The organism is uncultured Streptococcus sp. (genome assembly GCF_902463925.1).
Lineage (GTDB): Bacteria > Bacillota > Bacilli > Lactobacillales > Streptococcaceae > Streptococcus.
This window is the reverse complement of sequence record NZ_CABQHE010000009.1, coordinates 33203-58599: the sequence shown is the minus strand read 5'-3', so window position 1 is coordinate 58599 and position 25397 is coordinate 33203. Positions and strand designations below refer to the sequence as shown.

Below are 25397 nucleotides of genomic sequence, written 5' to 3'. Positions count from 1 at the left end.
AGGACAGCATATGGCAGGCTCTCTAAGAGAAATCCAAGCAAAAATTGCTTCAACAAAGAAAACGAGTCAGATCACAGGAGCCATGCAAATGGTTTCTGCCTCAAAATTGACACGTTCTGAGCAAGCTGCTAAAGATTTCCAAATCTATGCCTCAAAAATTAGACAGATCACAACAGATCTTCTACATTCAGAATTAATTAATGGTTCGTCAAATCCAATGTTGGATGCACGCCCAGTTCGTAAGACAGGTTATATTGTCATTACTTCAGATAAAGGACTTGTTGGAGGATATAACTCAACAATTCTTAAAGCTGTGTTGGACATGATTAAACGTGACCATGATTCTGAAGATGAATATGCTATCATTTCTATTGGTGGAACAGGTTCAGATTTCTTCAAGGCTCGTAACATGAATGTTGCTTTTGAACTTCGTGGCCTTGAAGATCAACCTAGTTTTGAACAAGTCGGAAAAATCATTTCTAAAGCAGTAGGAATGTATCAAAATGAACTTTTTGATGAACTTTATGTGTGCTACAACCACCATGTCAACAGTTTATCTAGTGAGGTTCGTGTTGAACAAATGCTTCCTATCGCTGATTTGGATCCCAATGAATCAGAAGGTCATGTGTTGACCAAGTTTGAATTGGAACCAGATCGTGACACTATTTTGGATCAACTCTTGCCACAATATGCTGAGAGTCTTATCTACGGTGCTATCGTAGATGCCAAAACAGCTGAGCACGCAGCTGGTATGACTGCAATGCAGACAGCCACTGATAATGCTAAGAATGTGATTAACGATTTGACAATCCAATATAACCGTGCGCGTCAAGCTGCCATCACTCAGGAAATTACTGAAATCGTTGGTGGTGCAAGTGCACTTGAATAGCTAGAGATTTGTCTTAATTAGACACACATGAAAAAAGGATGATTGTCATCCAGAAAACTATCATAAGGAGAAAACAATGAGCTCAGGCAAAATTGCTCAGGTTGTTGGTCCTGTTGTAGACGTAGCGTTTGCAGCTGGTGATAAACTTCCTGAGATTAACAATGCATTGGTCGTTTATACTGATGAACAAAAGTCTAAACGTATCGTGCTCGAAGTAGCTCTTGAACTTGGAGAAGGTGTGGTTCGTACCATTGCCATGGAATCTACTGATGGATTGACTCGTGGACTAGAAGTTCTGGACACTGGTCGTCCAATCAGCGTTCCTGTTGGTAAAGATACCCTTGGACGTGTCTTTAACGTTCTTGGTGATACCATTGACTTGGAAGCACCTTTTGCAGATGATGCAGAGCGTGAACCAATTCACAAAAAAGCACCAACTTTCGATGAATTGTCAACATCTACTGAAATCCTTGAAACAGGGATTAAAGTTATCGACTTGCTTGCCCCTTACCTCAAAGGTGGTAAAGTCGGACTCTTTGGCGGTGCCGGTGTTGGTAAAACGGTTCTTATTCAAGAGTTGATTCACAACATTGCCCAAGAGCACGGTGGTATTTCCGTGTTTACAGGTGTTGGTGAACGTACACGTGAAGGTAATGATCTTTACTGGGAAATGAAAGAATCTGGCGTTATCGAGAAAACAGCCATGGTCTTTGGTCAAATGAATGAGCCACCAGGAGCACGTATGCGTGTTGCCCTTACTGGTTTGACAATTGCGGAATACTTCCGTGATGTCGAAGGTCAAGATGTGCTTCTCTTCATAGATAACATCTTCCGTTTCACTCAAGCGGGTTCTGAAGTTTCTGCCCTTCTTGGCCGTATGCCATCAGCCGTTGGTTATCAACCAACACTTGCTACTGAAATGGGGCAATTGCAAGAACGTATCACATCAACTAAAAAAGGTTCTGTTACATCAATCCAAGCTATCTATGTCCCAGCCGATGACTATACTGACCCAGCGCCAGCTACAGCATTCGCTCACTTGGATTCAACAACCAACCTTGAACGTAAGTTGACACAAATGGGTATTTACCCAGCCGTTGACCCATTGGCATCAAGCTCACGTGCCCTTTCACCTGAAATTGTTGGTGAAGAACACTATGCTGTTGCGACTGAAGTTCAACGAGTGCTTCAACGTTACCGTGAATTGCAAGATATTATCGCTATCCTTGGTATGGATGAATTGTCAGATGAAGAAAAAACATTGGTTGGACGTGCTCGTCGTATCCAATTCTTCTTGTCACAAAACTTCAACGTTGCTGAACAGTTTACAGGTCAACCAGGTTCTTATGTTCCAGTTGCTGAAACTGTTCGTAGCTTTAAAGAAATCCTTGAAGGTAAATATGACAATCTTCCTGAAGATGCCTTCCGTAGCGTAGGCCCAATTGAGGATGTAGTAGCTAAAGCTAAAGCTATGGGCTACTAAATGAGGTGAAGATATGGCACAAATGACCGTACAAGTGGTAACTCCAGATGGTCTTAAATATGACCACCATGCCAGCTTTATCCACGCGGTTACTAAAGATGGTCAAATTGGTATTTTACCAGGCCATATTAACTTGATTGCTCCACTTGAAGTGGATGAGCTCAAGGTTCGTCGTGTGGATGACGAGAGTCACGTCGATTGGATTGCCGTAAACGGTGGTATCATCGAGGTTAAAGATGATTTCATTACTATCGTTGCCGATTCAGCAGAACGTGAACGCGACATTGACGTTTCTCGTGCCGAACGTGCCAAGCAACGTGCCGAACGTGACTTGGAAGAAGCAACCAAATCTGATCGTATTGATGAAGTTCAACGTGCTCAGGTTGCTCTCCGTCGAGCACTTAATCGTATCAGTGTCGGTACAAAATAAGATAAAAAAACGGGGCCTAAGTCTCGTTTTTTGTTTATCCTTAAAGAAAATATGAGAACTAGCAACATTACCACAGAAAGCTAGTTGCCAAATGAATTTGAGTATAAAAGATTAAATAAAAGTTTCAGCAATGAAAACGGTTAATTTAGCTTTTACTTTAGTTTAAGATATCAAAGTGTTATAATATAAGCTGTTAGCTTTATGTTTTTTATGAAAATGTAGGGTAACGTAATAGAAAGTATGAGTTTTTTAGATATGAAAATTGAAAAGAAACATCTTTTGGACTATACCATCTTGATACCTTATTTAATTTTATCAGTGGTTGGTTTGATTGTGGTTTATTCAACAACGAGTGCTCGTTTAGTAACTTATGGAGCCAATCCTTTCGCATCAGTTATGAACCAAGGTGCCTTCTGGATAGTATCCTTACTATTTATCTTCTTCATTTATCGATTGAAATTGAATTTCCTCAGAAAAGATAAGCTCTTAGGTGTTGTTCTATTTGCCGAAGTTTTGCTTTTGGTTGTTGCGAAGTTTTTCACTAAAGAAATTAATGGTGCGAATGGATGGATTGTACTGGGTCCCTTTTCTTTCCAACCAGCGGAGTATCTTAAGGTTATTGTAGTTTGGTATTTGGCGCACACTTTTTCAAAACAACAGTCTGCTATAGAACGTTATGACTATCAGGCTTTAACTAAGAATAGGTGGATACCGAGGAATAAAAAAGAATTTAATGACTGGCGTTACTATTTGCTGGTAATGATTGGCTTAGTTGCCATCCAACCGGACTTGGGGAATGCGGCCATTATTGTATTGACTACGGTAGTTATGTTTTCAATTTCTGGTGTCGGCTACCGCTGGTTCACGGCCTTATTTGCCGGTATTGTAGGAGTTTCATCTGCCTTCCTAGGTTTAATTGCCTTGGTAGGGGTACAAACCATGGCTAAGGTACCTATCTTCGGTTATGTTGCCAAGCGTTTCGCAGCTTATTTTAATCCTTTTAAGGATTTGACAGGATCAGGTCTACAGTTATCTCATTCTTACTATGCTATGAGCAATGGGGGCTGGTTCGGTCTTGGACTTGGAAATTCGATTGAGAAAACTGGCTATCTTCCAGAAGCTACAACAGACTTTGTCTTTTCAATTGTTATTGAAGAGTTAGGCCTTATCGGAGCTGGCTTGATTTTGGCTCTCCTCTTTTTCCTCATTCTTCGTATTATGATTGTGGGAGTTAAGGCCAGAAATCCATTTAACTCTATGATGGCGCTTGGTGTGGGAGCTCTCATGCTTATGCAGGTCTTTGTTAACATCGGAGGAATTTCAGGGCTAATCCCATCGACAGGGGTTACCTTCCCCTTCCTTTCACAAGGTGGTAACTCGCTTCTGGTAACTTCTGTTGGGATTGCATTTGTTTTAAATATTGCTGCCAACGAAAAGCGTGATAATATTGTTCAAGCTATTGAGGACGAGTTATCTCAGACTCAAGAATTGGAAAATCAAGATGAAAAAATTGTACCTTTAAGAAGAAGTCGTTAATACGGCTTCTTTTTTTACTTGATAGCGTTTGGCATTAGCAAGGGATTACTAAAAGCTTATAGAAGTGGTAGAAATAGAAATACTGAAAGAAATATTTGTGATTACTCTAAAGAAAAATTGAAAACTATATAAAATACTTGCAATTCTATGACATTTTGATAGAATAGTAGAGTAAAGTTAGACTGTATTGCCTACTGTCTATCTATAAAATATATTTTATTGGAGGCTTTTCCTAAATGGCAAAAGAAAAATACGATCGTAGTAAACCACACGTTAACATTGGTACAATCGGACACGTTGACCACGGTAAAACTACTTTGACAGCTGCTATCACAACTGTATTGGCTCGTCGTCTTCCTAGCGCAGTTAACACACCAAAAGACTACGCTTCAATTGACGCTGCTCCAGAAGAACGTGAACGCGGTATCACAATCAACACTGCACACGTTGAGTACGAAACTGAAAAACGTCACTACGCTCACATCGATGCGCCAGGACACGCGGACTACGTTAAAAACATGATCACTGGTGCCGCTCAAATGGACGGTGCGATCCTTGTAGTAGCATCTACTGACGGACCAATGCCACAAACTCGTGAGCACATCCTTCTTTCACGTCAGGTTGGTGTTAAACACCTTATCGTCTTCATGAACAAAGTTGACTTGGTTGACGATGAAGAATTGCTTGAATTGGTTGAAATGGAAATCCGTGACCTTCTTTCAGAATACGATTTCCCAGGTGATGACATTCCAGTTATCCAAGGTTCAGCTCTTAAAGCTCTTGAAGGTGATTCTAAATACGAAGACATCATCATGGACTTGATGAACACTGTTGACGAATACATTCCAGAACCAGAACGTGACACTGACAAACCATTGTTGCTTCCAGTCGAAGACGTATTCTCAATCACTGGTCGTGGTACTGTTGCTTCAGGACGTATCGACCGTGGTGTTGTTCGTGTTAATGATGAAGTTGAAATCGTTGGTCTTAAAGAAGAAATCCAAAAAGCAGTTGTTACTGGTGTTGAAATGTTCCGTAAACAACTTGACGAAGGTATTGCCGGAGATAACGTCGGTGTTCTTCTTCGTGGTATCCAACGTGATGAAATCGAACGTGGTCAAGTATTGGCTGCACCTGGTTCAATCAACCCACACACTAAATTCAAAGGTGAAGTTTACATCCTTTCTAAAGAAGAAGGTGGACGTCACACTCCATTCTTCAACAACTACCGTCCACAGTTCTACTTCCGTACAACTGACGTAACAGGTTCAATCGAACTTCCTGCAGGTACTGAAATGGTTATGCCTGGTGATAACGTGACTATCGACGTTGAGTTGATCCACCCAATCGCCGTTGAAAAAGGTACAACATTCTCTATCCGTGAAGGTGGACGTACTGTTGGTTCAGGTATCGTATCTGAAATCGAAGCTTAATTAATATTAAGTTCCCAATACAATTATTCGTCAGACAATAATTGAGAGAGTCGAGTTTACTCGGCTCTTTTTGGTTTTTAAAATATCTGAGAGTCGTCTTTGTTTGCATTTAGTTGACTAAACTTAGCTTTTATAGAGAACAATCTTAATAAAGCAAGTCGAGTTTTCGGAATTTTCCTAAAATCCTAGTAATAGTAAGGGATTTGTGATAAAATAAACGAGTAAATAAATAAAAGAAGAGGTATGTGAAATGTCACGTAAACCATTTATCGCTGGTAACTGGAAAATGAACAAAAATCCAGAAGAAGCAAAAGCATTTGTTGAAGCTGTAGCGTCAAAACTACCTTCAGCTGACCTTGTTGAAGCTGGTATTGCGGCTCCTGCAGTTGATTTGACAACTGTTCTTGCTGCTGCTAAAGGTTCAAACCTTAAAGTTGCTGCACAAAACACTTACTTTGAAAATGCAGGTGCTTTCACTGGTGAAACTAGCCCACAAGTTTTGAAAGAAATCGGTACTGACTATGTTGTTATCGGTCACTCAGAACGTCGTGACTACTTCCACGAAACTGATGAAGACATCAACAAAAAAGCTAAAGCAATCTTTGCTAACGGTATGCTTCCAATCATCTGTTGTGGTGAATCTCTTGAAACTTACGAAGCTGGTAAAGCTGCTGAATTCGTAGGTGCTCAAGTTTCAGCTGCTCTTGCTGGATTGACTGCAGAACAAGTCGCTTCAACAGTAATCGCCTACGAACCAATCTGGGCTATCGGTACTGGTAAATCAGCTTCACAAGATGATGCACAAAAAATGTGTAAAGTTGTGCGTGATGTTGTAGCAGCTGACTTCGGTCAAGAAGTTGCTGACAAAGTACGTGTTCAATACGGTGGTTCAGTTAAACCTGAAAACGTTGCTGAATACATGGCTTGTCCAGATGTTGACGGAGCTCTTGTAGGTGGTGCATCACTTGAAGCTGAAAGCTTCTTGGCATTGCTTGACTTCGTTAAATAATTTTAGATAAAGTCGGGGTTTTCCTCGGCTTTTTTGTTTGTAAATATGTGTCTAAAAAACTAAACCTAATAAGATAAATATGTGGTTTATATAAATAGAGTTTTGAAATGTTTTGTGGTTTTGATGACATGCTAAGATATACACTCTTTTACCATAGGCTATTTACTTTTTGAGATTGTTCTTTTAGCCTAAAATTTGATAAAATAGAAGATAATAAAATAGAAAAGGAAGTATCATGTCAAAAGGGTTATTAATCTCAATCGAAGGGCCAGATGGTGCTGGAAAGACTACAGTTTTGGAGGCACTTTTACCTCGTCTTAGAGAAGCCTATCCAGCTAAAGTCGTGACGACACGTGAACCGGGCGGAGTCGCTATTGCAGAGCAAATCCGTGAGGTTATTTTGGATGTCAATAATACGGCTATGGATGCTAAGACAGAGCTCTTGCTTTATATTGCGGCTCGCCGTCAACATTTGGTTGAGAAGGTTTTGCCAGAGCTTGAAGAAGGCAATATGGTCATCATGGATCGCTTTATTGATTCATCAGTTGCCTATCAAGGGACTGGTCGTGGCTTGAATCAGGATGAGATTGCCTGGTTAAATGCCTATGCGACTGATGGGTATAAACCTGATGTGACCCTATTGTTTGATGTGGATTCTGAAACTGGTTTGGCCCGCATTGCAGCTAGTGGCGAACGTGAAGTCAATCGGTTGGATTTAGAGAAGCTTGACCTACATCAGCGTGTACGTCAAGGTTATTTAGATTTAGCACAGGCTGAACCAGAACGTATCAAGTTAATCGATGCCTCACAGGATTTTGAGGATGTTGTAGAGCAAGCTTGGAAAGTAATTAAAGGCTATTTATAAGGAGCAAGATGAAGTTAGCTGAGAGTCAAAGCAAACTATTTGAAGAGTTTTCACAAATTATCAGAGAAAATCGTTTGAGTCATGCTTATTTGTTTTCGGGTGATTTTGGAAGTCTCGATATGGCTATTTGGCTAGCACAGAGTCGGTTTTGTGTGACTCCTGAGAATGGTCTACCTTGTGGTCACTGTCGTCCCTGTCGCTTGATTGCACAGGGGGACTTTTCTGATGTTAAAATAGTAGAGCCACAAGGACAGATTATTAAGACGGACACGATTCGTCAGTTGACTAGAGAGTTTAGTCAATCGAGTTTTGAAGGGCAGGCTCAGGTTTTTATCATTCGTGATGCAGATAAGATGCACGTCAACGCTGCTAATAGTCTATTAAAGTTTATTGAAGAACCTCAAAGTCAGATTTATATTTTTCTTTTGACAGCTGATGATAGTCGTATGTTACCTACGATTAAAAGCCGAGCTCAACTCTTTTATTTTCCTAAGAATCGGGCTTATCTGGAAGAATTGCTGCAGAAGGAAGGTTTGTTGCTGACACAAGCCAAAGTGTTGGCAGATTTTGCTAAAGATGATGTTCAGGCTTTAGACTTAGCTAAAGATAATAAGGTTCTTGATCTGATTAATACAGTAGAGCGTTTCACACAGTCCCTGCTATCTAATCAGGACCTGCTTTATTTGGACGTTGCAAAACTGGCTGTCCAGTGTAGTGAAAAGTCGGAACAAGAGATAGTCTGGGCTTTTTTAACTTATCAATTGGGGAAGGATATACAAAATCCACAAGCAAGACGATGGCTAGACTTAGTTTATGAGGCACGAAAAATGTGGCTTGCTAATGTCAGCTTTCAAAATGCGATGGAGTATATGGTATTATCATGACAGAAGTCATTGGAATAAAATTTGAAGAAACTGGAGCAGTAGAATACGTTGTTCCTGATAAAAATTACGCCAAAGATGACTTTGTAGTCGTTTTGGAGAAAAAAGATAAGCGCCTAGCCCAGGTTGTCATGGAAAACACAGATTTTCCTGAGGTTAGTTTGCCTGCGGATTTGAATCGGGTTGAAGGATTGGCAGGAGAGAAAGATTTTGCTAGATATGATGAAAATCTTTTGAAGGCTGAAAAGAGTATGGGAGTAGTGGCTGATTTAATTGCTCAAAATCAGCTAGATATGAAGGTGGTTGATATTGTCTTTCCGCTAAATAACTCTTATGTGTTAATCGGTTTTGTAGCTGAAAAACGGGTAGATTTTCGTCAGTTGCTCAAAGATCTGGCTTCTTACTTTAAGACACGTATTGAGTTACGTCAGATTTCAAGTCGTGAGGAATCAAAAATCTATGGTGGCTTAGGACCTTGTGGCCGGGCACTTTGTTGTTCTAGTTTTTTGGGTGAATTCCCACCAGTATCGATTAAGATGGCTAAAAATCAGAGTTTATCTTTGAATTCTGGTAAGATGAATGGGGTCTGTGGTCGACTTATGTGTTGTCTCAGTTATGAAGATGACTTTTACCGAGATAGCAAGGCGAGTTATCCTGACTTGGGTGATGAAATTGAAACCAAGGATGGCACGGGTCAGGTCGTTGCCATTGATGTGATTGCAGGGACTATTAAGATTGTATTTGAAAAAGGGCGTGCGCCCCTAACTTATGGAGTGGAGGAAGTTCAGCTAAATGGAAAAGCGTGAATTGTATGATAAATTCGAGGAATTATCACAAAATTTGATGTCGATGTTGGCAGAAGTGGAAGCAATTAAGGCGAACTTCTCAGGGATTCTAGATGAAAATACGGCCCTCAAGTTGGAAAACGACAAATTACGTGAGCACTTGAGTCAAGTGGTTCAGGAGGAGACAGGGACTAAAATGTCTCATGGTAAGGTGAATCTCGAGGCTATTTATGATGATGGATTCCATATCTGCCCAGATTTTTATGGTCAACGTCGTGATAATAATGAAGCTTGTGGCTTCTGTGCAGAATTGTTGTACGGAGATTAAGCATGCAGGTTCAAAAGAGTTTTAAGGGGCAATCTAATTATGGTACCCTTTATTTGGTTCCCACACCTATTGGTAATTTGCAGGATATGACTTTTCGCAGTTTGCAAATCCTGAAAGAGGTGGATCTTATTTGTGCGGAGGACACGCGTAATACAGGTCTCTTGCTCAAACATTTTGAAATTGAAACCAAGCAGTATTCTTTTCATGAGCATAATGCTTATGAAAAAATTCCAGATTTACTGGAACGCTTGAAGTCAGGTTTTTCTTTGGCTCAGGTTTCTGATGCGGGTATGCCTTCCATTTCGGATCCTGGGCATGATTTGGTCAAAGCCGCCATTGCTGAGGATATTCCTGTGGTGGCCTTACCGGGAGCATCAGCTGGTATTACAGCCTTGATTGCCAGTGGTTTAGCACCGCAACCTCATATTTTTTATGGATTTCTGCCTCGTAAAAAGGGACAGCAGATTGATTTCTTCAAGGAAAAAGTATCTTATCCTGAGACACAGATTTTTTATGAGTCACCATACCGTGTGGCGGATACCCTTGAAAATATGAATGAGGTCTATGGTAATCGTCAAGTAACTCTAGTTCGAGAATTAACCAAGCTTTATGAAGAATATCAGCGAGGATCAATTTCAGAAATTTTAGAGTATATTGCTAGTAATCCTCTCAAGGGAGAATGTTTACTGATTGTGGCTGGAGCTTCTGAGAATGGTAGGGAAGAAAATCTAACATCAGATGTTACGCCAGTAGAGGCTGTTGAAGCTTTAATTGCTTCTGGTATGAAACCTAATCAGGCTATAAAAACCATTGCTAAAGAGCGAAAAATAAACAGACAAGAGCTTTATAACCTTTTCCATGGGCTTTAAGAGGCTCTTTTTTTGTGGCAACACAAGATGTCAGAAAAGAAAGAATTATCAAAAAATTCCGTAAATATACTTGTTTTCGTTGTGGTTTTATGTTATGTTATCTAACATAAAATAAATTGTGAATTGGAGTGGTTTCATGGAGATAGGTAGTAGTGCCTTTATATTGATTTGTTCGGCCATGGTTTGTTTGATGACACCGGCCTTGGCCTTCTTCTATGGTGGGCTCGGACGTCGTAAGAATGTTATCAATACCATGATGATGTCTGTTCTTCCCTTAGCTATAGCTTCTCTCTTGTGGATTGTTGCTGGCTACTCGCTTTCTTTTGGCGGTCATGGGAATTTCTTCGGTAATTTTAGTCACCTTTTTTTAAATGGTGTGTCTGAAACGGCCTCAAGCCGTGGTCTAACCATTCCTGATATGCTGTTTGCTGCTTTCCAGATGATGTTTTCAATTATCTGTGTGGCGATTTTGACAGGTTCAGTGGTAGGAAGGATGCGCTTTACACCTTTAGCCATCTTTGTTGTCTTTTGGTTACTTCTTGTCTACTATCCATTTGCACATATGGTTTGGGACGAAGGGCTCCTTGCTAAATGGGGGACAATTGACTTCGCAGGTGGTGATGTGGTTCATATTACCTCGGGTGTATCGGCTTTGGTTCTGGCCATCGTTGTTGGTAAACGTCGTGATTTTGGCATTTTAGAACACCGTCCTCATAATGTTCCTTTTGTCCTATTGGGAGCGGGTCTCTTATGGTTTGGTTGGTTTGGTTTCAATGCAGGATCAGCCTTGGCTGCTAATGGCTTGGCAGTTCACGCGCTAGTAACCACCCATGTTTCAGCTGCTGCATCTATGTTTTCATGGCTAGCTCTTGAAAAATATGTGACAGGTCATCCCTCTTTGGTCGGTGGTTCGACTGGGTTAGTGGCCGGACTTGTTGCCATCACACCTGGAGCAGGTTTTGTTTCAATTTGGAGTGCCATTCTAATTGGTCTTATGGTTAGTCCGATTTGTTTCTATGCTATTTCAGTCTTGAAGAAGCGTTTTGCCTATGATGATGCTTTGGATGCTTTTGGTTGCCATGGTGTCGGAGGTATCTTTGGTGGTTTGGCTACTGCGATTTTTACGACACCAGATTTAGCCCTAGATAAGGTCAATATTGGCTTGATTTATGGAAAGGCCCATCTCTTTATTGTGACCATCTTGGCTATTATCTTTACAGCTATCTGGTCTGCTCTTGTGACCTATGGTATTATTAAAGTAATTGCTCATTATATGCCTTTACGTGTTAGTGACCGTGATGAGGCTATTGGTCTTGATGACTGTGAACACAAGGAAACAGCCTACCCAACCTTTATGGGTATGGATTCGTAGGAGGATACTGATGAAAAAAATAGAAGCGATCATTCGTTCGGATAAATTGGAAGATTTGAAAAATGCCTTGACTGGTAGTGGTTTGGCCAAAGGGATGACGGTGAGTCAAGTACTAGGTTACGGTAATCAACGTGGCTTTGCAGAGTTTGTTCGTGGACAGCGTATTGTTCCCACCTTATTAGCTAAGGTTAAGGTTGAAATTGTAGTTAAGGATATGGCAGTTGACGAAGTTGTTGATGCCATTCGGAGCGCCGTGGCGACAGGAGAAGTTGGTGATGGGAAGATTTTTATTGTTCCTATTGATGATGTTATCCGCATTCGTACTGGTGAACGTGGTGGAGACGCCATATAATATAATGAAGGCTTAAACCAGTTGGTTTGGGTCTTTTTTAGTGAATTTTGATATACTTAGAGGAGTTAGTATGATTGAGGGGGTGACCGATTGGCGAAAGGGAAAAAGAAAAGCAAGTCGAAAGCTAGACCTAAGAAAACTAAAAAGAAAAAGAAGTCTTTCTTGCTTTTTCCTAAATTTTTCCAAAAGTGGAGTCTGATTTTTATTGGCCTATTTGCCTTATTGGGACTCCTAGCTAGTTTGAATTTTCCAAAGTTGACTATGGAAAAAAACATGACATCTACAGATGAGAGGACGGTTGCTTTTATTGCTGAGATTGGCGAGACGTCGCGCTATTTGGCGGCTAGAAACGACCTTTATGCATCTGTCATGATTGCTCAGGCTATTCTAGAATCTGACTCTGGACAATCCAGTTTGAGTCAGAAGCCGTCCTATAACTTCTTTGGGATTAAGGGGGACTACAATGGTCAAAGTGTGACCCTACCGACTTGGGAGGATGATGGTAAGGGTAATCCTTACTATATTGATGCGGCCTTTCGTTCTTATGGTTCCGTGGAAAATTCTTTACAGGATTATGTGGACTTTCTTGAGGGAAGCTACTATGTAGGAGTGCACCGTTCCAAGACAAAGAGTTATAAAGATGCGACGGCAGCCCTAACAGGCGTTTATGCCACCGACACAACCTATGGGGATAAATTGAATAGCATCATAGAACAATATCAGTTAACTATTTACGACACATATTAGGATCAAGGAGAATAAGAAAAATATGAACCAGAACCAAGTGAAACTCATTGCAATTGACATGGACGGGACACTCTTAAATAGCCAAAAAGAGATACCTGAAGAGAACATCAAGGCTATTCAAGATGCGGCTACGGCAGGTATTAAGATTGTCCTTTGTACGGGTCGCCCACGTTCAGGCATTGTTCCCCATTTTGAAAAATTGGGTCTTAGTGAAGAAGAGTACATTATCATGAACAATGGGTGTTCAACTTATGAAACTAAAAATTGGACCTTGATTCAATCTGAAAGTTTATCCCGCTCTGAAATGGAAGAACTCTTGCAGGTTTGTGAAGACTTCCCAGGGGTGGCTCTAACCTTTACTGGTGAAAAAACTTACTATGTTGTGGGGAATGAGGTACCTGAGCTAGTAGCTTATGATGCTGGGACTGTTTTTACAGAAGCGAAAGCTAGGAGTTTGGAAGAAATCTTTGAGGAAGGGCAAGTGATTTTCCAAGCTATGTATATGGCTGATTCGGAACCTTTGGACACCTTACAAAATGCGATGGAAGATAGTCTTAGTCAGCACTATAGTACGGTTCGCAGTCAAGATTATATCTTTGAAATTATGCCACAAGGAGTAACCAAGGCCAGTGGACTGAAGCATTTAGCTGAAAAGTTGGGTATCAATCCCGAACAGATTATGGCTTTGGGAGATGCTGCCAATGACCTCGAAATGCTACAATTCGTCGGTCAAAGTGTTGCCATGGGTAATGCTAGTGACGACATTAAAGATTTGTGTAAGTATGTGACCTTGACAAATGACGAGGCAGGCGTAGCCTACGCTATTCGTACTTGGGCTTTATAAGAAAAAGACCTTTAGCTTCTATTTGCTAAAGGTTTTTCGATTTTTAATAATGGCAATAAGAGTAGTCAGTGTGATAGTGATATCAGTGACGGCAGCTGGGTAAGCCTGAATGGTCAAATCGTAAATTAGCCAGAGTAACATATTTTCAATAATGACCCAGCGAAGCCATTGGAGGTTTCGTGTGATAGCAATTGCTAGACTATAAGAGACTGAAGAGATGATTGGCAAATAGCCAATAACTCCAAATTGATTGAGATAAGACCCTACGATGATTTGAAAAATGATGAGGATAGTCAAGATAGTTTTGGTCATCTTCTTTTTGACCATCAAGCTATTACGAATGATGGAAATACTAATGGTTAAAGCACCGGTATAGCCACCCAATAAGAGGTTGGCTATAGCAGTAAAAATGTAGTCGGTAATTTGCCAGACTAGCATTTTATTTTTTGATTTTGCAAAAGAAGATATGGCGACACATAGGGCACCTATGGCTGAGAATACTTGTGCTAGAATGTAGATTGTCATGATGCAACTTCCAATTTTTTCCTTTATTATATCACAAGAAAGAAGGATTTATTTCGATAATATCTATCCGTTATTTTGAGGTCATAAAAGATGAAGGAACAACTAAAAAAAGCATCTCCCAACGGATGATGGTATTGCTATGCTAGGTTCCATTTATGAAAATCTCCAAACACTGCTAGTAATGTTTTTCTGACTGTTTTTGCTTGAAATCTGGTGACAAGTATCAGATAAAAGCGCAGCATACTCGAGACGGGCATTGATGGCTTTCTGATATGAGTATCTGATCTTTTTATTATTTTTGGGAAAAGTCTTGTTTATTCCTTAATAAATAGATACAATAGAAGAGTCGGTCTTACCGAAAATTTTATATAATGAGGACAAAAATGTGTCAGTAAATTGGCAGGATATTGCGTTTTCTTTCCTCGGTGGTTTGGGACTTTTCCTATTTAGTATTAAGTACATGGGTGATGGTCTTCAACAAGCGGCCGGAGATAAACTACGCTTTTACATCGATAAGTACACCAGTAACCCATTTTTAGGGGTTCTGATTGGTATTGTCATGACGGCCTTGATTCAGTCGAGTTCCGGGGTAACCGTTATTGTCGTAGGTCTGGTTTCGGCAGGGCTTTTGAGCCTTCGTCAGGCTATTGGTATTGTCATGGGGGCGAATATCGGGACAACCGTAACCTCCTTTATGATTGGTTTCAAGCTTGGAGACTATGCCCTTCCAGTGCTTTTCCTAGGGGCGGCGTTTCTCTTCTTTACGAGTAATAAGAAGCTCAATAACCTAGGACGTATCTTGTTTGGTGTTGGGGGGATTTTCTTTGCCCTTAACCTGATGGGAGATGCGGTAGAACCTTTGAAGTCAGTAACAGCCTTTAAAGATTACCTGGCAACTTTAGGTGACCGCCCAATCATGGGAGTTATCATTGGTTCTGGTTTGACCATGTTGATTCAGTCTTCGGCAGCTACCATTGGTATTCTTCAGAGCCTTTATTCAGGTGGTTTGCTCGACTTGCAAGGTGCTCTTCCAATCCTCTTTGGTGATAATATCGGGACAACAATTACAGCGGTTCTAGCTGCTCTTGGTTCTAACATTGCGGCCAAACGTGTGGCAGGGGCTCACGTGTTGTTCAATGTTATTGGGACGGTCTTGTGTTTGATTCTCTTGGTACCATTCACAGCTCTGATTCAATGGTTTAAGTCTGTGCTTGGTTTGACACCTGAGATGACTATCGCCTTTGCTCACGGTACTTTTAACATTGCAAATACTATCGTGCAATTCCCATTCATTGGGCTTCTTGCTTATCTTGTAACTAAGATTATTCCTGGTGAGGATGAAGTTAACAAGTACGAAGCGCTTTACTTGGATCGTTTGCTTATCACACAAGCGCCAGCCATTGCCCTTGGTAATGCTAAGAAAGAGTTGGTTCACTTAGCGTCGTATGCCATTCAATCTTTGGAGGCTTCATACGCTTTCTTTGATAAAGGTGAGGAGAAATACTTTGACAAGGTAGAGAAGTATGAAACAGCTGTTAACAGTATTGATGAAGAGTTAACAACTTACTTGATTGACATCTCTAATGAATCGCTTAGTGTTTCTGAAAACGAAATTTTGGCAAGTGTTTTAGATTCTGTTCGTGACTTGGAGCGTATTGGTGATCTGGCAGTTGCAAGTGCCAACCTTTCACAACATATTCATAATAAGGGGATTGAATTCTCTGAGACTGCTAAGGCCGAGCTTGGGGATGTTTATAATCGTACGCACCGTATTGTTCTCGATAGTATTCGTGTTGTTGTGGATGATGACAAGGTACTTGCAGGTCAAGTCATCCTTCGTCATGAAGAATTGGAAAAACTTGAAAAACAATTGCGTAAAACACATACCAAACGTCTTAACAATGGTGAATGTACTGCGCAAGCAGGTATCAACTATGTTGATTACCTCTCACATTACACACGTATCGCGGACCATGCGATTAACCTTGTTGAAAAGGTTACAGAAGGTGTGATTTAATAGAGAAAGTCGAGAAAATTTCTCGGCTTTTTTGATATAATGAAGGCGTATTAAAAACATAGAAAAATGATGAGAGGTGGTCCTATGACCTATTATATTTCAGCCAAACGTTTTTATTTTGATTACAAGGTCAAAGAAGGTGGCTACTTGGCAGTCACAGATGGTCATTTTAGTGATTGGACAGAAAATGTGCCAGAAGGTGCAGAAGTGCTAGATTACAGTGATTATCAGATTGCTCCTGGTCTTGTGGATACTCACATCCATGGATTTGCGGGATACGATGTTATGGATAATTCGGCAGAAAGTCTCCTTGGTATGAGTCAAGCCTTGCTTTCAGCAGGTGTGACTTCTTTCTTACCGACAGCATTGACAGCGCCATTTGAAGAGTTAAAAGCTATCTGTCAGACAACAGCAGAGACGGCTGGTAAGGAGTCTGGTGCTAAAATTCAGGGGCTCTTCTTTGAAGGACCTTATTTCACTGAAACCTATAAGGGAGCTCAAAATCCGAAATACATGGGCAATCCAAGTGTGGAACAACTGAAGGCCTGGCAAGAGGCAGCTCAAGGAAAATTAATCAAGCTGGCCTTGGCTCCTGAACGTGAGGGAGTAGTTGAATTTATCAAAGAAGCGACTGAGCAAGGTGTGACAATCGCTCTAGGTCATTCCAATGCTACTTACGAGGAAGCTGTAGCGGCTGTGGAAGCTGGGGCATCTGTTTGGGTTCACGTCTACAACGGTATGCGTGGGTTTACGCATCGTGAACCTGGAATGGTTGGTGCAGCCTTCGATAGTCCAGAAACGATTGGTGAGTTGATTGCAGATGGTCATCACGTGGTTCCTGCAGCTTGTAAGGTTCTTATCAAGCAAAAGACTCCTCAAGGAGTTGCCCTTATTACAGACTGTATGTCAGCGGGAGGTTGTCCGGATGGAGACTATATGTTAGGCGAACTTCCTGTTATTGTTGAAAATGGTACTGCCCGCCTCAAAGAAGGTGGTAACCTAGCTGGATCTATTCTACAACTTAAAGATGGTGTTAAACATGTGGTTGACTGGGGACTTGTGACGGTTGCTCAAGCTCTGCAAATGGCAACTAGTGTTCCAGCTAAATCGGTTGGGCTTGAAAATACTTGCGGAAGCCTAAAAGCAGGTCTACCAGCTGATTTTATCGTCTTAGATGACTCCTTGAATTTGCAAGCAACCTATATTGATGGACGAAAAGGTTGGGAAAAATAAGAGTATAAGTAGCACTTTCTTATGAAGGTGCTGTTTTTAATTAATTTTTACAAAGGTGTCAGAGTAGTGTAAAATAGAAATACTTTATATTTTACAGGAGGTAATATGTCAAAACGTATTTGGAGCATTGCCCTGGCCTACGTCGGTGTAATGATTGGTGCAGGGGTATCTTCAGGACAGGACCTCTTACAGTATTTTGTTAGTTTTGGAGCCTGGGGATTGATAGGTGTTATAGTTCTAGGGATTTTGCATGTTGGCTTTGGGCGACTCATGATTGCTCTGGGAAGTTATTACCGTTCAGATGATCATTCAGTAGTCCTGGCAGAAATCAGTCATCCTGTGATTTACCGTATTTTGGATATCGCTTTGATTATCACTTGTTTCCTGTTTGGTTTTGTGATGACAGCAGGTGCGGGGGCTAACCTAAACCAACAGTTCGGCTTTCCGATTTGGGTAGGTGCCTTCCTGTGTACAGCTCTGACTATTTTTGTGAGTTTCCTAGATTTCAAAAAAATCATCGGTGTTATTGGAGTTTTTACCCCTATGATTTTGGTTATGATTGCCATGATATTCGTGACCAATGTTCTAGGACGTCACTGGGATTTTGCTGAGATGGATAAGGTGTCGCAAACCATTCAATCACCCTTTCCAAGCGTTTGGATGTCTGTGATCAATTATTTTGCTGTCTGTGTCATGTCGGCTATAGCGATGGCCTTTGTGATGGGCGGCTCTATTCTCAAAATAAATGAAGCTGAAAAGAGCGGAACATGGGGTGGCCTTATGGTTGGTGTGATTTTTTTCATCACGACCTTGATTCTCTTTGCTAACAGTGATAAAGTTGCTAGCTCAGATGTTCCTATGCTGGCTATTGCCAAGGAAGTGAACCCTATCTTTGCGACACTCTACGCCTTAGTGATTTTTGGCTTGATTTTCAATACCGTCTTTAGTCTTTACTATGCCCTTGGGAAACGCTTCTCAGCGGGTAGTGATAAACGATTCAAGTTCTTTGTGGCGGCATTTGCCCTTGCTGGTTTTGCTGTTTCCTTCATGGGCTTCCGTCAATTGGTAGCGGTTATGTATCCTATTATCGGTTATTTGGGAATGCTGATGTTGGTTGTGCTCGTTGTAGCTAGTTACCGCAAAAAAGCCAAAATTCGTAAGGAAAAGGAAATTCGAAATCATCTCTTGTCTATCGTCGAGAAAGCTTATGATCCCAATCAAGACTTAACCCATCAGGACAAGAAAAAAGCCGAAGAACTTCGAGAAGCCTCAATTATTGATAATGATATTCTCCATGAAGATTCCCATGCACATGTTCGTCAGGAAATGGGAATCAGTGAGAAGGATTAGAATTTTATTTTACAAGTTTCTCTATTTCTGCTATAATACTGACAAGAAAGAAGGGCTTATGGCGTTTTTCTAGCGAGCTTGGGATAGTGAAAGCCAAGTAGAGCAAAGTAAGCAAGTGGCGCTTTCTCTCAGCAAAGAGCTGAATACAAACAGATAAAATGAAGTAATAAATTAGGGTGGAACCGCGTTTCTGACGCCCCTAGGTCGAACGACTTAGGAGCAGAGACACGGTTCTTTTTGAATTTGTCTAATGCCTAAGTAGAAAGGAGTACAATGCTTAAAGGATCTTGTTTATGTAAAGCAGTGACTTACACTCTAGATGAGGAATTATCTGAATTAGTGTTTTGCCACTGTTCATTCTGTCGGAAGGCAACTGCGTCTGCCTATACAGTTAATGCCAAAGTTAGCAGTAAAAAGCTAGTATTGCATGGAAAAGAAAAGCTTGTTACTTATAGTTCTTCTCCAGGAAAACAGCGTTATTACTGCCAGAACTGTCATAGTCAGATTTTCACTGTTCAAGAAAATATACCAGAAGTCTGTGCTTTGAAATTAGGTACAATAGATGAATGCGATCAGAATTTACAAACTATTCCCAAACGTCATATTTTTCAGGATCCAGCTTTTTCTTGGTTGCTTGATAAATAAACCTAAAAAGATAATATAAATTAAAGGAGTAAATAATGTCTAAAAAACTAACCTTCCAGGAAATTATCCTTACTTTGCAACAATACTGGAATGACCAGGGTTGTATGCTCATGCAGGCTTATGATAATGAAAAGGGTGCAGGTACCATGAGTCCCTACACCTTCCTTCGTGCCATTGGTCCTGAGCCATGGAATGCGGCTTATGTAGAGCCATCTCGTCGTCCAGCTGATGGTCGTTACGGGGAAAACCCAAACCGTCTTTACCAACATCACCAATTCCAAGTGGTGATGAAACCATCACCATCAAACATCCAAGAGCTCTACCTTGAGTCGTTGGAAAAATTAGGTATCGATCCTTTGGAACACGATATCCGTTTCGTTGAAGATAACTGGGAAAACCCATCAACTGGTTCAGCTGGTCTTGGTTGGGAAGTTTGGCTTGACGGTATGGAAATCACTCAGTTCACCTATTTCCAACAAGTTGGTGGATTGGCAACTGGTCCAGTAACTTCTGAGGTCACTTACGGATTGGAACGTTTGGCTTCTTACATCCAAGAAGTTGACTCAGTTTATGATATCGAGTGGGCTCCAGGCGTTAAATACGGAGAAATCTTCCTTCAACCAGAATATGAACATTCAAAATACAGCTTTGAAGTTTCTGACCAAGATATGCTTCTTGAAAACTTCGAAAAATTTGAAAAAGAAGCAGGACGTGCTTTGGAATTGGGTCTTGTTCACCCTGCCTATGACTACGTTTTGAAATGTTCACATACCTTCAATTTGCTAGATGCTCGTGGAGCAGTATCCGTTACAGAACGTGCAGGTTACATTGCTCGCATCCGTAACTTAGCCCGTGTCGTAGCCAAGACCTTCGTTGCAGAACGTAAGAAACTCGGCTACCCACTTCTCGACGAAGCCACACGCGCCAAACTCCTAGCAGAAGAGGAAGAATAAAAAGGGCGTATTAGATGGGATTGGATGATAGAGCAATCCTACAGAACCAGTTGCCGCAGTGATAAAGGTATCGTTAGAGAAACTAACGATACCAGGCAAAATTGGAGACCTTAGGCTCCAATTTTAGCAATGAAACGACGAAGTCGGTTGCTTGCGTGCCAATCACATAAGGCAAACTGGAAAAAAAGATATTTTCCGGAGAAAAAACATGACAAAAAACTTATTAGTAGAATTAGGACTTGAAGAGTTACCAGCCTATGTTGTCACACCAAGTGAAAAACAACTCGGTGAGAAAATGGCAACCTTCTTGGATAACAATCGTCTTTCGTACGAAAGCATTCAAACTTTCTCAACACCGCGCCGTTTGGCAGTCCGTGTCATTGGATTGGCTGATCAACAATCTGATTTGACAGAAGATTTTAAAGGACCTTCTAAGAAAATCGCCTTGGATGCGGAAGGTAACTTCTCAAAAGCGGCACAAGGATTTGTCCGTGGAAAAGGTTTGACTGTTGATGACATCGAATTCCGTGAAGTTAAGGGTGAAGAATATGTCTACGTGACGAAACATGAAGCTGGAAAACCTGCCAAAGAAGTCTTGGCTGGCGTTCCAGAAGTGCTTTCTTCATTGACTTTCCCTGTTAGCATGCACTGGGCTAACAACACCTTTGAATACATCCGCCCTGTTCATACTTTGGTTGTCCTTTTGGGTGACGAAGCGCTTAACCTTGATTTCTTGGATATCAAGTCAGGTCGTGTGAGCCGTGGTCACCGTTTCCTTGGGCATGAAGTGGAAATCACCAATGCAGATTCTTATGAGGAAGACCTTCGTACCGTTTACGTGATTGCGGATAGCAAAGAACGTGAAAATATGATTCGTGAGCAAATCAAAGCCATCGAAACAGAACAAGGCGTTCAAGTTCAAATCGAAGAAGGACTTTTGAATGAGGTCTTGAACTTGGTCGAATACCCAACTGCCTTCATGGGAAGTTTTGACACTAAATATTTGGACGTTCCAGAAGAAGTTTTGGTGACCTCAATGGAAACGCACCAACGTTACTTTGTAGTACGTGACCTTGAAGGTAAGCTTAAACCAAACTTCATCTCAGTCCGTAATGGTAACTCTGAGCACTTGGAAAATGTCGTTCGAGGAAATGAAAAAGTCTTGGTGGCACGTCTCGAAGATGGTGAATTCTTCTGGCGTGAAGACCAAAAACTCAAGATTGAAGACCTCGTGGCTAAATTGGCGAACGTCACTTTCCATGAAAAGATTGGCTCTCTTTCAGAACACATGGCACGTGCTGGTGTCATTGCGGCTTCCTTGGCTGAGCAAGCTGGTTTAACTACAGAAGAAAGGGCAGCCGTAGCGCGTGCAGCTGAAATCTACAAATTTGACCTCTTGACTGGTATGGTTGGAGAGTTTGATGAATTGCAAGGAATCATGGGTGAAAAATATGCCCTCCTTGCTGGTGAAGATGCGGCAGTAGCGACAGCTATCCGTGAGCACTACCTTCCTGATTCAGCAGACGGAGCCCTTCCTGAAACCAAGGTTGGTGCCATCCTTGCCCTTGCAGATAAACTGGATACCCTTCTTTCCTTCTTCTCCGTAGGTTTGATTCCATCAGGTTCCAATGACCCTTATGCGCTTCGCCGTGCAACACAAGGGATTGTTCGTATCTTAGATGCCTTTGGTTGGCATATTCCTATGGATGAGTTGATTGCCAGCCTTTACGGACTTTCATTTGATAGTCTTTCATATGACAATCAAGCAGAAGTCATCAACTTCATCAAAGCGCGTGTGGACAAGATGATGGGACGCACTTCAAAAGATATCAAAGAAGCCGTTCTTGCTGGTTCAAACTTTGTCGTGGCTGATATGCTTGAAGCAGCTGTCGCCCTCTCAGAAGCTGCTAAGGCTGATGGTTACAAAACAGCTGTTGAATCACTCTCACGTGCTTTCAACTTGGCAGAAAAAGCAGATGCTTCAGTAGCAGTCGATGCTAGTCTCTTTGAAAATGATCAAGAAAATGCCCTTTCTAAAGCGATTGAAGAGCTTGAATTGACTGGTTCAGCTAGCGACAAATTGGCTCAACTTTTTGCTCTTAGCCCAGTCATTGATGCTTTCTTTGACAATACGATGGTTATGGCAGAAGATGTGGCTGTTAAAAATAACCGTTTGGCTCTTCTTTCTGCTCTTGTGGCTAAAGCCAAAGTTGTTGCAGCCTTTAACCAATTGAATACAAAATAGAGGTAAGAGGAAATGGATTCTAAAAAAATTGCTCGAATCAATGAGCTTGCCAAAAAGAAAAAAACAGAAGGTTTGACTCCAGAAGAAGCAGTGGAACAAGCAAAGCTTCGTGAAGAATACATTGAGGGCTATCGTCGCTCAGTTCGTCACCACATTGAAGGGATCAAAATTGTGGATGAAGAAGGAAATGATGTGACACCTGAAAAACTACGTCAAATACAACGTGAAAAAGGTTTGCATGGCCGTAGCCTTGATGATCCTGAATCATAATAACGATGTACAAGGGTTTGGAATTTTTCCAATCCCTTGTTTTGAAGCATAAAATTCTGAATATTCTGTATAAAATTGACCAATTATTTCAAAAATGGTAAAATATAAGTTATGTTAAAAATGGCATGATTCAATGAGTCGTGCTCAATAGAATTGGAGTGAAAAAAATGTCGCAAAAGCAACATCATAAAGACGACGACAACCAGACTGAGAATGGGATGGTGCGTGGTCTTCAAAACCGTCACGTCCAGCTGATTGCCATCGCTGGTACAATCGGTACAGGTCTCTTCCTTGGGGCGGGGCGTTCCCTATCCCTAACAGGACCTTCAATCATCTTAGTATATATACTAACTGGTATCTTCATGTATCTTATGATGCGAGCGATCGGTGAGATGCTCTATATGGATCCTGACCAGCACACCTTTATCAACTTTATTACCAAATACCTTGGTAAGGGCTGGGGATTTTTCTCGGGTTGGTCTTACTGGGTATCATTGATATTCCTTGGAATGGCAGAAATTACGGCCGTATCAACCTATGTGCAATATTGGTTCCCAAGTTGGCCTGCCTGGCAGATTCAGATTGTCTTCTTGATTATCCTGAGCTCGGTTAACCTGATTGCGGTTAAGATTTTCGGGGAAGTTGAGTTTTGGTTTGGGATGATCAAGATTGTCACCATTCTTGCTCTTATCGCAACAGGTATCTTCATGGTAGCAACTAACTTTGAAACGCCTGCTGGACATGCTAGCCTTGCCAATATTACACACGGCTTCCAGATGTTCCCTAAAGGTTGGGTAAGCTTTGTTATGACCTTCCAGATGGTTTTCTTTGCCTACCAAGCTATTGAGTTTGTAGGAATTACAACATCTGAGACAGCGAATCCTCGTAAGGTGTTGCCAAAGGCAATCAAGGAAATTCCGGTTCGTATTGTCATCTTCTATGTGGGTGCCCTCATTGCCCTCATGGCTATCTTCCCATGGCAAAAACTTCCAGTTAATGAATCACCGTTCGTAACAGTCTTCCAAATGGCTGGTATCAAGTGGGCAGCAGCCTTCATTAACTTTGTTGTCTTGACAGCAGCGGCTTCATCATTGAACTCAACGCTTTACTCTACAGGTCGTCACCTTTTCCAAATTGCTAAGGAAACACCAAATAGTAAAGTCATGAAAGCTTTGAAGCTAGATACTTTGTCACGTAATGGTATTCCTTCACGTGCCATCATTGTTTCAGCCATTGTAGTATGTGTTTCAGCCTTCATCAATGTCTTGCCTGGTGTATCTGACGCCTTCGCTTTGATTACCGCATCATCATCAGGGGTCTACATTGCCATCTATATCTTGACCATGCTTGCTCATCTCAAGTACCGTAAATCTCAAGAGTTCATGGCAGATGGATTCCTTATGCCAGCCTATAAGATTCTTAATCCATTGACTATCCTTTTCTTCATCTTCGTCTTTGTTTGTCTCTTCTTGCAAAAGTCAACAGTTGCCGGAGCTATTGGGGCAGCTATCTGGATTGTCGTATTTAGTATCTATAGTAACTGGAAACACAGAAAATAAATCAATTTAGCTCACCTTTATGGTGAGTTTTTTGTTGTCAAAAAAAGGACACAAGATGTCCCAGTTATTAGTTATGCAATACTTTCTTGGTTTCCATGGTGAAAGAAACCACCTAAGAGGCCCTTGCTACGATGGAAAATAGCGGGCTTGTGATCGTTGTGCGAACGGCCATTAACATCAAGTTTAGCCCATTCAAGAGCCTGGTAAGCATTTCGGTCTGAAACTGTAGATGTCCCAATATAGCTATAGATACCTGCCTGAGCAAGAATAAAACCTTGAAGTTGGCGAATGTGTTCGTCGTTAAGTGTTTCAGAAAAATGAATCTTAACTGTCTTATAAGTTAAAGCTTGGACAGACTCGACGATTGGTGACTCTGCTAAGAGGTGTAAAAGTTCTTGATGTTTAGTAAAGTACTTATCATAGTCCATCGGAAGAATGATAGTATGAGCAATCCAATCTTCCAAGTTGGATTTAGCTTTTTTACTGAGACCTCTTGCTGTGATACTGAGATCATCTATATTGAAAGGAAGCTGGTCGATGTGAGCAGTGTTTGAACCATATGCCTTTCTGAAAAGCGGTGTACTTGATAGAATATGTCCAGCGGGAGAAATAATAGCCAAGGCAGTTTCCTTGGTTTGGTAACCAAGCTCGTGGCATTCCATGCTAGCGTATGTGTCTTTAAATTCAATAATTGCTCTTGTTTTCATCGTGTAACTCTCTTTCTGTTAGTTTATAAACTAACAATAGTTTATCATGACTTATAATCTTGGTCAAGAT

The 25397-nt window shown here is 41.2% G+C and carries 25 protein-coding genes; 23 read left to right on the top strand and 2 right to left on the bottom strand.

All coding sequences use genetic code 11. The features are described from left to right. The first annotated feature begins 10 nt into the window (after nt 1–10). From RDY04_RS07420 to RDY04_RS07350, 15 genes are all read left to right on the top strand, one after another. Nucleotides 11–889 carry a F0F1 ATP synthase subunit gamma gene (locus tag RDY04_RS07420; protein ID WP_002886026.1) on the top strand — a complete coding sequence of 293 codons (879 nt, stop codon included), beginning with the start codon at nt 11–13 and terminating at the stop codon, nt 887–889. Between the two features lie 76 nt (nt 890–965). After that, nucleotides 966–2372: a F0F1 ATP synthase subunit beta gene (gene atpD / locus RDY04_RS07415; RefSeq protein WP_002885994.1), complete on the top strand. Its 1407-nt coding sequence runs from the start codon at nt 966–968 to the stop codon at nt 2370–2372. 13 nt (nt 2373–2385) lie between these two features. After that, complete coding sequence (locus RDY04_RS07410; protein ID WP_002890211.1) at nt 2386–2802, top strand: F0F1 ATP synthase subunit epsilon; 417 nt, start codon at nt 2386–2388, stop codon at nt 2800–2802. A 255-nt stretch (nt 2803–3057) separates the two neighbouring features. Continuing rightward, the gene (gene ftsW, locus RDY04_RS07405) at nt 3058–4338 is read left to right on the top strand and encodes a cell division peptidoglycan polymerase FtsW (protein WP_303951306.1); all 1281 of its coding nucleotides are present in this window, start codon (nt 3058–3060) and stop codon (nt 4336–4338) included. Between the two features lie 236 nt (nt 4339–4574). After that, nucleotides 4575–5771: an elongation factor Tu gene (gene tuf, locus RDY04_RS07400; RefSeq protein WP_003095670.1), complete on the top strand. Its 1197-nt coding sequence runs from the start codon at nt 4575–4577 to the stop codon at nt 5769–5771. A 250-nt stretch (nt 5772–6021) separates the two neighbouring features. Beyond that, on the top strand, nt 6022–6780 hold the full coding sequence (gene tpiA, locus RDY04_RS07395) for a triose-phosphate isomerase (protein ID WP_303951304.1): 759 nt from the start codon (nt 6022–6024) through the stop codon (nt 6778–6780). Nucleotides 6781–7015: 235 nt separating this feature from the next. Beyond that, nucleotides 7016–7645 carry a dTMP kinase gene (gene tmk, locus RDY04_RS07390; protein WP_303951302.1) on the top strand — a complete coding sequence of 210 codons (630 nt, stop codon included), beginning with the start codon at nt 7016–7018 and terminating at the stop codon, nt 7643–7645. A gap of 8 nt (nt 7646–7653) precedes the next feature. Next, on the top strand, nt 7654–8529 hold the full coding sequence (locus RDY04_RS07385; RefSeq protein WP_003095448.1) for a DNA polymerase III subunit delta': 876 nt from the start codon (nt 7654–7656) through the stop codon (nt 8527–8529). After that, on the top strand, nt 8526–9332 hold the full coding sequence (gene ricT, locus RDY04_RS07380; protein WP_303951300.1) for a regulatory iron-sulfur-containing complex subunit RicT: 807 nt from the start codon (nt 8526–8528) through the stop codon (nt 9330–9332). Before RDY04_RS07385 ends, ricT begins: the two co-directional genes overlap by 4 nt. Then, nucleotides 9319–9639: a DNA replication initiation control protein YabA gene (gene yabA / locus RDY04_RS07375; RefSeq protein WP_002887582.1), complete on the top strand. Its 321-nt coding sequence runs from the start codon at nt 9319–9321 to the stop codon at nt 9637–9639. Before ricT ends, yabA begins: the two co-directional genes overlap by 14 nt. 2 nt (nt 9640–9641) lie before the next feature. Next, nucleotides 9642–10508 (top strand): 16S rRNA (cytidine(1402)-2'-O)-methyltransferase, encoded by an 867-nt coding sequence (gene rsmI / locus RDY04_RS07370; protein ID WP_303951296.1) that lies wholly within the window; start codon nt 9642–9644, stop codon nt 10506–10508. Between the two features lie 136 nt (nt 10509–10644). Further along, complete coding sequence (locus RDY04_RS07365) at nt 10645–11880, top strand: ammonium transporter (RefSeq protein WP_303951294.1); 1236 nt, start codon at nt 10645–10647, stop codon at nt 11878–11880. Between the two features lie 10 nt (nt 11881–11890). Further along, the gene (locus RDY04_RS07360; RefSeq protein WP_303951291.1) at nt 11891–12232 is read left to right on the top strand and encodes a P-II family nitrogen regulator; all 342 of its coding nucleotides are present in this window, start codon (nt 11891–11893) and stop codon (nt 12230–12232) included. A 90-nt stretch (nt 12233–12322) separates the two neighbouring features. Then, complete coding sequence (locus RDY04_RS07355) at nt 12323–12979, top strand: glycoside hydrolase family 73 protein (protein WP_303951290.1); 657 nt, start codon at nt 12323–12325, stop codon at nt 12977–12979. Nucleotides 12980–13001: 22 nt separating this feature from the next. Next, entirely contained in the window at nt 13002–13823 is an 822-nt protein-coding gene (locus RDY04_RS07350; RefSeq protein ID WP_303951288.1) for a Cof-type HAD-IIB family hydrolase, read from the top strand. A gap of 18 nt (nt 13824–13841) precedes the next feature. Here the strand turns inward: RDY04_RS07350 and RDY04_RS07345 are convergent, their stop codons facing one another. Beyond that, a complete protein-coding gene (locus RDY04_RS07345; RefSeq protein WP_303951286.1) occupies nt 13842–14348 on the bottom strand; it encodes a YgjV family protein in 507 nt (168 codons plus the stop codon). Nucleotides 14349–14733: 385 nt separating this feature from the next. Here RDY04_RS07345 and RDY04_RS07340 point away from each other — a divergent pair, with 385 nt between their 5' ends. The 8 genes from RDY04_RS07340 to RDY04_RS07305 all read left to right on the top strand — a co-directional run bounded on the left by RDY04_RS07340 (nt 14734) and on the right by RDY04_RS07305 (nt 24620). After that, a complete protein-coding gene (locus RDY04_RS07340; protein WP_303951284.1) occupies nt 14734–16365 on the top strand; it encodes a Na/Pi cotransporter family protein in 1632 nt (543 codons plus the stop codon). An 84-nt stretch (nt 16366–16449) separates the two neighbouring features. Continuing rightward, nucleotides 16450–17598: an N-acetylglucosamine-6-phosphate deacetylase gene (nagA, locus tag RDY04_RS07335; RefSeq protein WP_303951282.1), complete on the top strand. Its 1149-nt coding sequence runs from the start codon at nt 16450–16452 to the stop codon at nt 17596–17598. 105 nt (nt 17599–17703) lie between these two features. After that, a complete protein-coding gene (locus RDY04_RS07330) occupies nt 17704–18948 on the top strand; it encodes a hypothetical protein (RefSeq protein WP_303951280.1) in 1245 nt (414 codons plus the stop codon). Nucleotides 18949–19221: 273 nt separating this feature from the next. Then, a complete protein-coding gene (locus RDY04_RS07325) occupies nt 19222–19593 on the top strand; it encodes a GFA family protein (RefSeq protein WP_303951278.1) in 372 nt (123 codons plus the stop codon). 35 nt (nt 19594–19628) lie between these two features. Beyond that, the gene (glyQ, locus tag RDY04_RS07320; protein WP_049496776.1) at nt 19629–20546 is read left to right on the top strand and encodes a glycine--tRNA ligase subunit alpha; all 918 of its coding nucleotides are present in this window, start codon (nt 19629–19631) and stop codon (nt 20544–20546) included. Between the two features lie 208 nt (nt 20547–20754). Then, on the top strand, nt 20755–22791 hold the full coding sequence (gene glyS, locus RDY04_RS07315) for a glycine--tRNA ligase subunit beta (protein WP_303951275.1): 2037 nt from the start codon (nt 20755–20757) through the stop codon (nt 22789–22791). 12 nt (nt 22792–22803) lie between these two features. Beyond that, on the top strand, nt 22804–23061 hold the full coding sequence (locus RDY04_RS07310; protein WP_303951274.1) for a DUF896 family protein: 258 nt from the start codon (nt 22804–22806) through the stop codon (nt 23059–23061). Between the two features lie 167 nt (nt 23062–23228). Then, complete coding sequence (locus RDY04_RS07305) at nt 23229–24620, top strand: amino acid permease (protein WP_303951272.1); 1392 nt, start codon at nt 23229–23231, stop codon at nt 24618–24620. Nucleotides 24621–24691: 71 nt separating this feature from the next. On the opposite strand, the gene RDY04_RS07300 is transcribed toward RDY04_RS07305, so the two are convergent. Beyond that, nucleotides 24692–25327 (bottom strand): nucleotidyltransferase, encoded by a 636-nt coding sequence (locus RDY04_RS07300; protein WP_303951270.1) that lies wholly within the window; start codon nt 25325–25327, stop codon nt 24692–24694. Nucleotides 25328–25397 lie beyond the last annotated feature (70 nt).

Coding starts and splice junctions, on each gene's coding strand:
- rsmI (WP_303951296.1), top strand. CDS start 9,642: ATGCAGGTTCAAAAGAGTTTTAAGGGGCAATCTAATTATGGTACCCTT.
- RDY04_RS07300 (WP_303951270.1), bottom strand. CDS start 25,327: ATGAAAACAAGAGCAATTATTGAATTTAAAGACACATACGCTAGCATG.
- tpiA (WP_303951304.1), top strand. CDS start 6,022: ATGTCACGTAAACCATTTATCGCTGGTAACTGGAAAATGAACAAAAAT.
- RDY04_RS07410 (WP_002890211.1), top strand. CDS start 2,386: ATGGCACAAATGACCGTACAAGTGGTAACTCCAGATGGTCTTAAATAT.
- glyQ (WP_049496776.1), top strand. CDS start 19,629: ATGTCTAAAAAACTAACCTTCCAGGAAATTATCCTTACTTTGCAACAA.
- yabA (WP_002887582.1), top strand. CDS start 9,319: ATGGAAAAGCGTGAATTGTATGATAAATTCGAGGAATTATCACAAAAT.
- RDY04_RS07305 (WP_303951272.1), top strand. CDS start 23,229: ATGTCGCAAAAGCAACATCATAAAGACGACGACAACCAGACTGAGAAT.
- RDY04_RS07345 (WP_303951286.1), bottom strand. CDS start 14,348: ATGACAATCTACATTCTAGCACAAGTATTCTCAGCCATAGGTGCCCTA.
- ftsW (WP_303951306.1), top strand. CDS start 3,058: ATGAAAATTGAAAAGAAACATCTTTTGGACTATACCATCTTGATACCT.
- tmk (WP_303951302.1), top strand. CDS start 7,016: ATGTCAAAAGGGTTATTAATCTCAATCGAAGGGCCAGATGGTGCTGGA.
- RDY04_RS07310 (WP_303951274.1), top strand. CDS start 22,804: ATGGATTCTAAAAAAATTGCTCGAATCAATGAGCTTGCCAAAAAGAAA.
- RDY04_RS07360 (WP_303951291.1), top strand. CDS start 11,891: ATGAAAAAAATAGAAGCGATCATTCGTTCGGATAAATTGGAAGATTTG.
- RDY04_RS07385 (WP_003095448.1), top strand. CDS start 7,654: ATGAAGTTAGCTGAGAGTCAAAGCAAACTATTTGAAGAGTTTTCACAA.
- nagA (WP_303951282.1), top strand. CDS start 16,450: ATGACCTATTATATTTCAGCCAAACGTTTTTATTTTGATTACAAGGTC.
- RDY04_RS07420 (WP_002886026.1), top strand. CDS start 11: ATGGCAGGCTCTCTAAGAGAAATCCAAGCAAAAATTGCTTCAACAAAG.
- atpD (WP_002885994.1), top strand. CDS start 966: ATGAGCTCAGGCAAAATTGCTCAGGTTGTTGGTCCTGTTGTAGACGTA.
- RDY04_RS07350 (WP_303951288.1), top strand. CDS start 13,002: ATGAACCAGAACCAAGTGAAACTCATTGCAATTGACATGGACGGGACA.
- RDY04_RS07365 (WP_303951294.1), top strand. CDS start 10,645: ATGGAGATAGGTAGTAGTGCCTTTATATTGATTTGTTCGGCCATGGTT.
- RDY04_RS07330 (WP_303951280.1), top strand. CDS start 17,704: ATGTCAAAACGTATTTGGAGCATTGCCCTGGCCTACGTCGGTGTAATG.
- tuf (WP_003095670.1), top strand. CDS start 4,575: ATGGCAAAAGAAAAATACGATCGTAGTAAACCACACGTTAACATTGGT.
- ricT (WP_303951300.1), top strand. CDS start 8,526: ATGACAGAAGTCATTGGAATAAAATTTGAAGAAACTGGAGCAGTAGAA.
- RDY04_RS07325 (WP_303951278.1), top strand. CDS start 19,222: ATGCTTAAAGGATCTTGTTTATGTAAAGCAGTGACTTACACTCTAGAT.
- glyS (WP_303951275.1), top strand. CDS start 20,755: ATGACAAAAAACTTATTAGTAGAATTAGGACTTGAAGAGTTACCAGCC.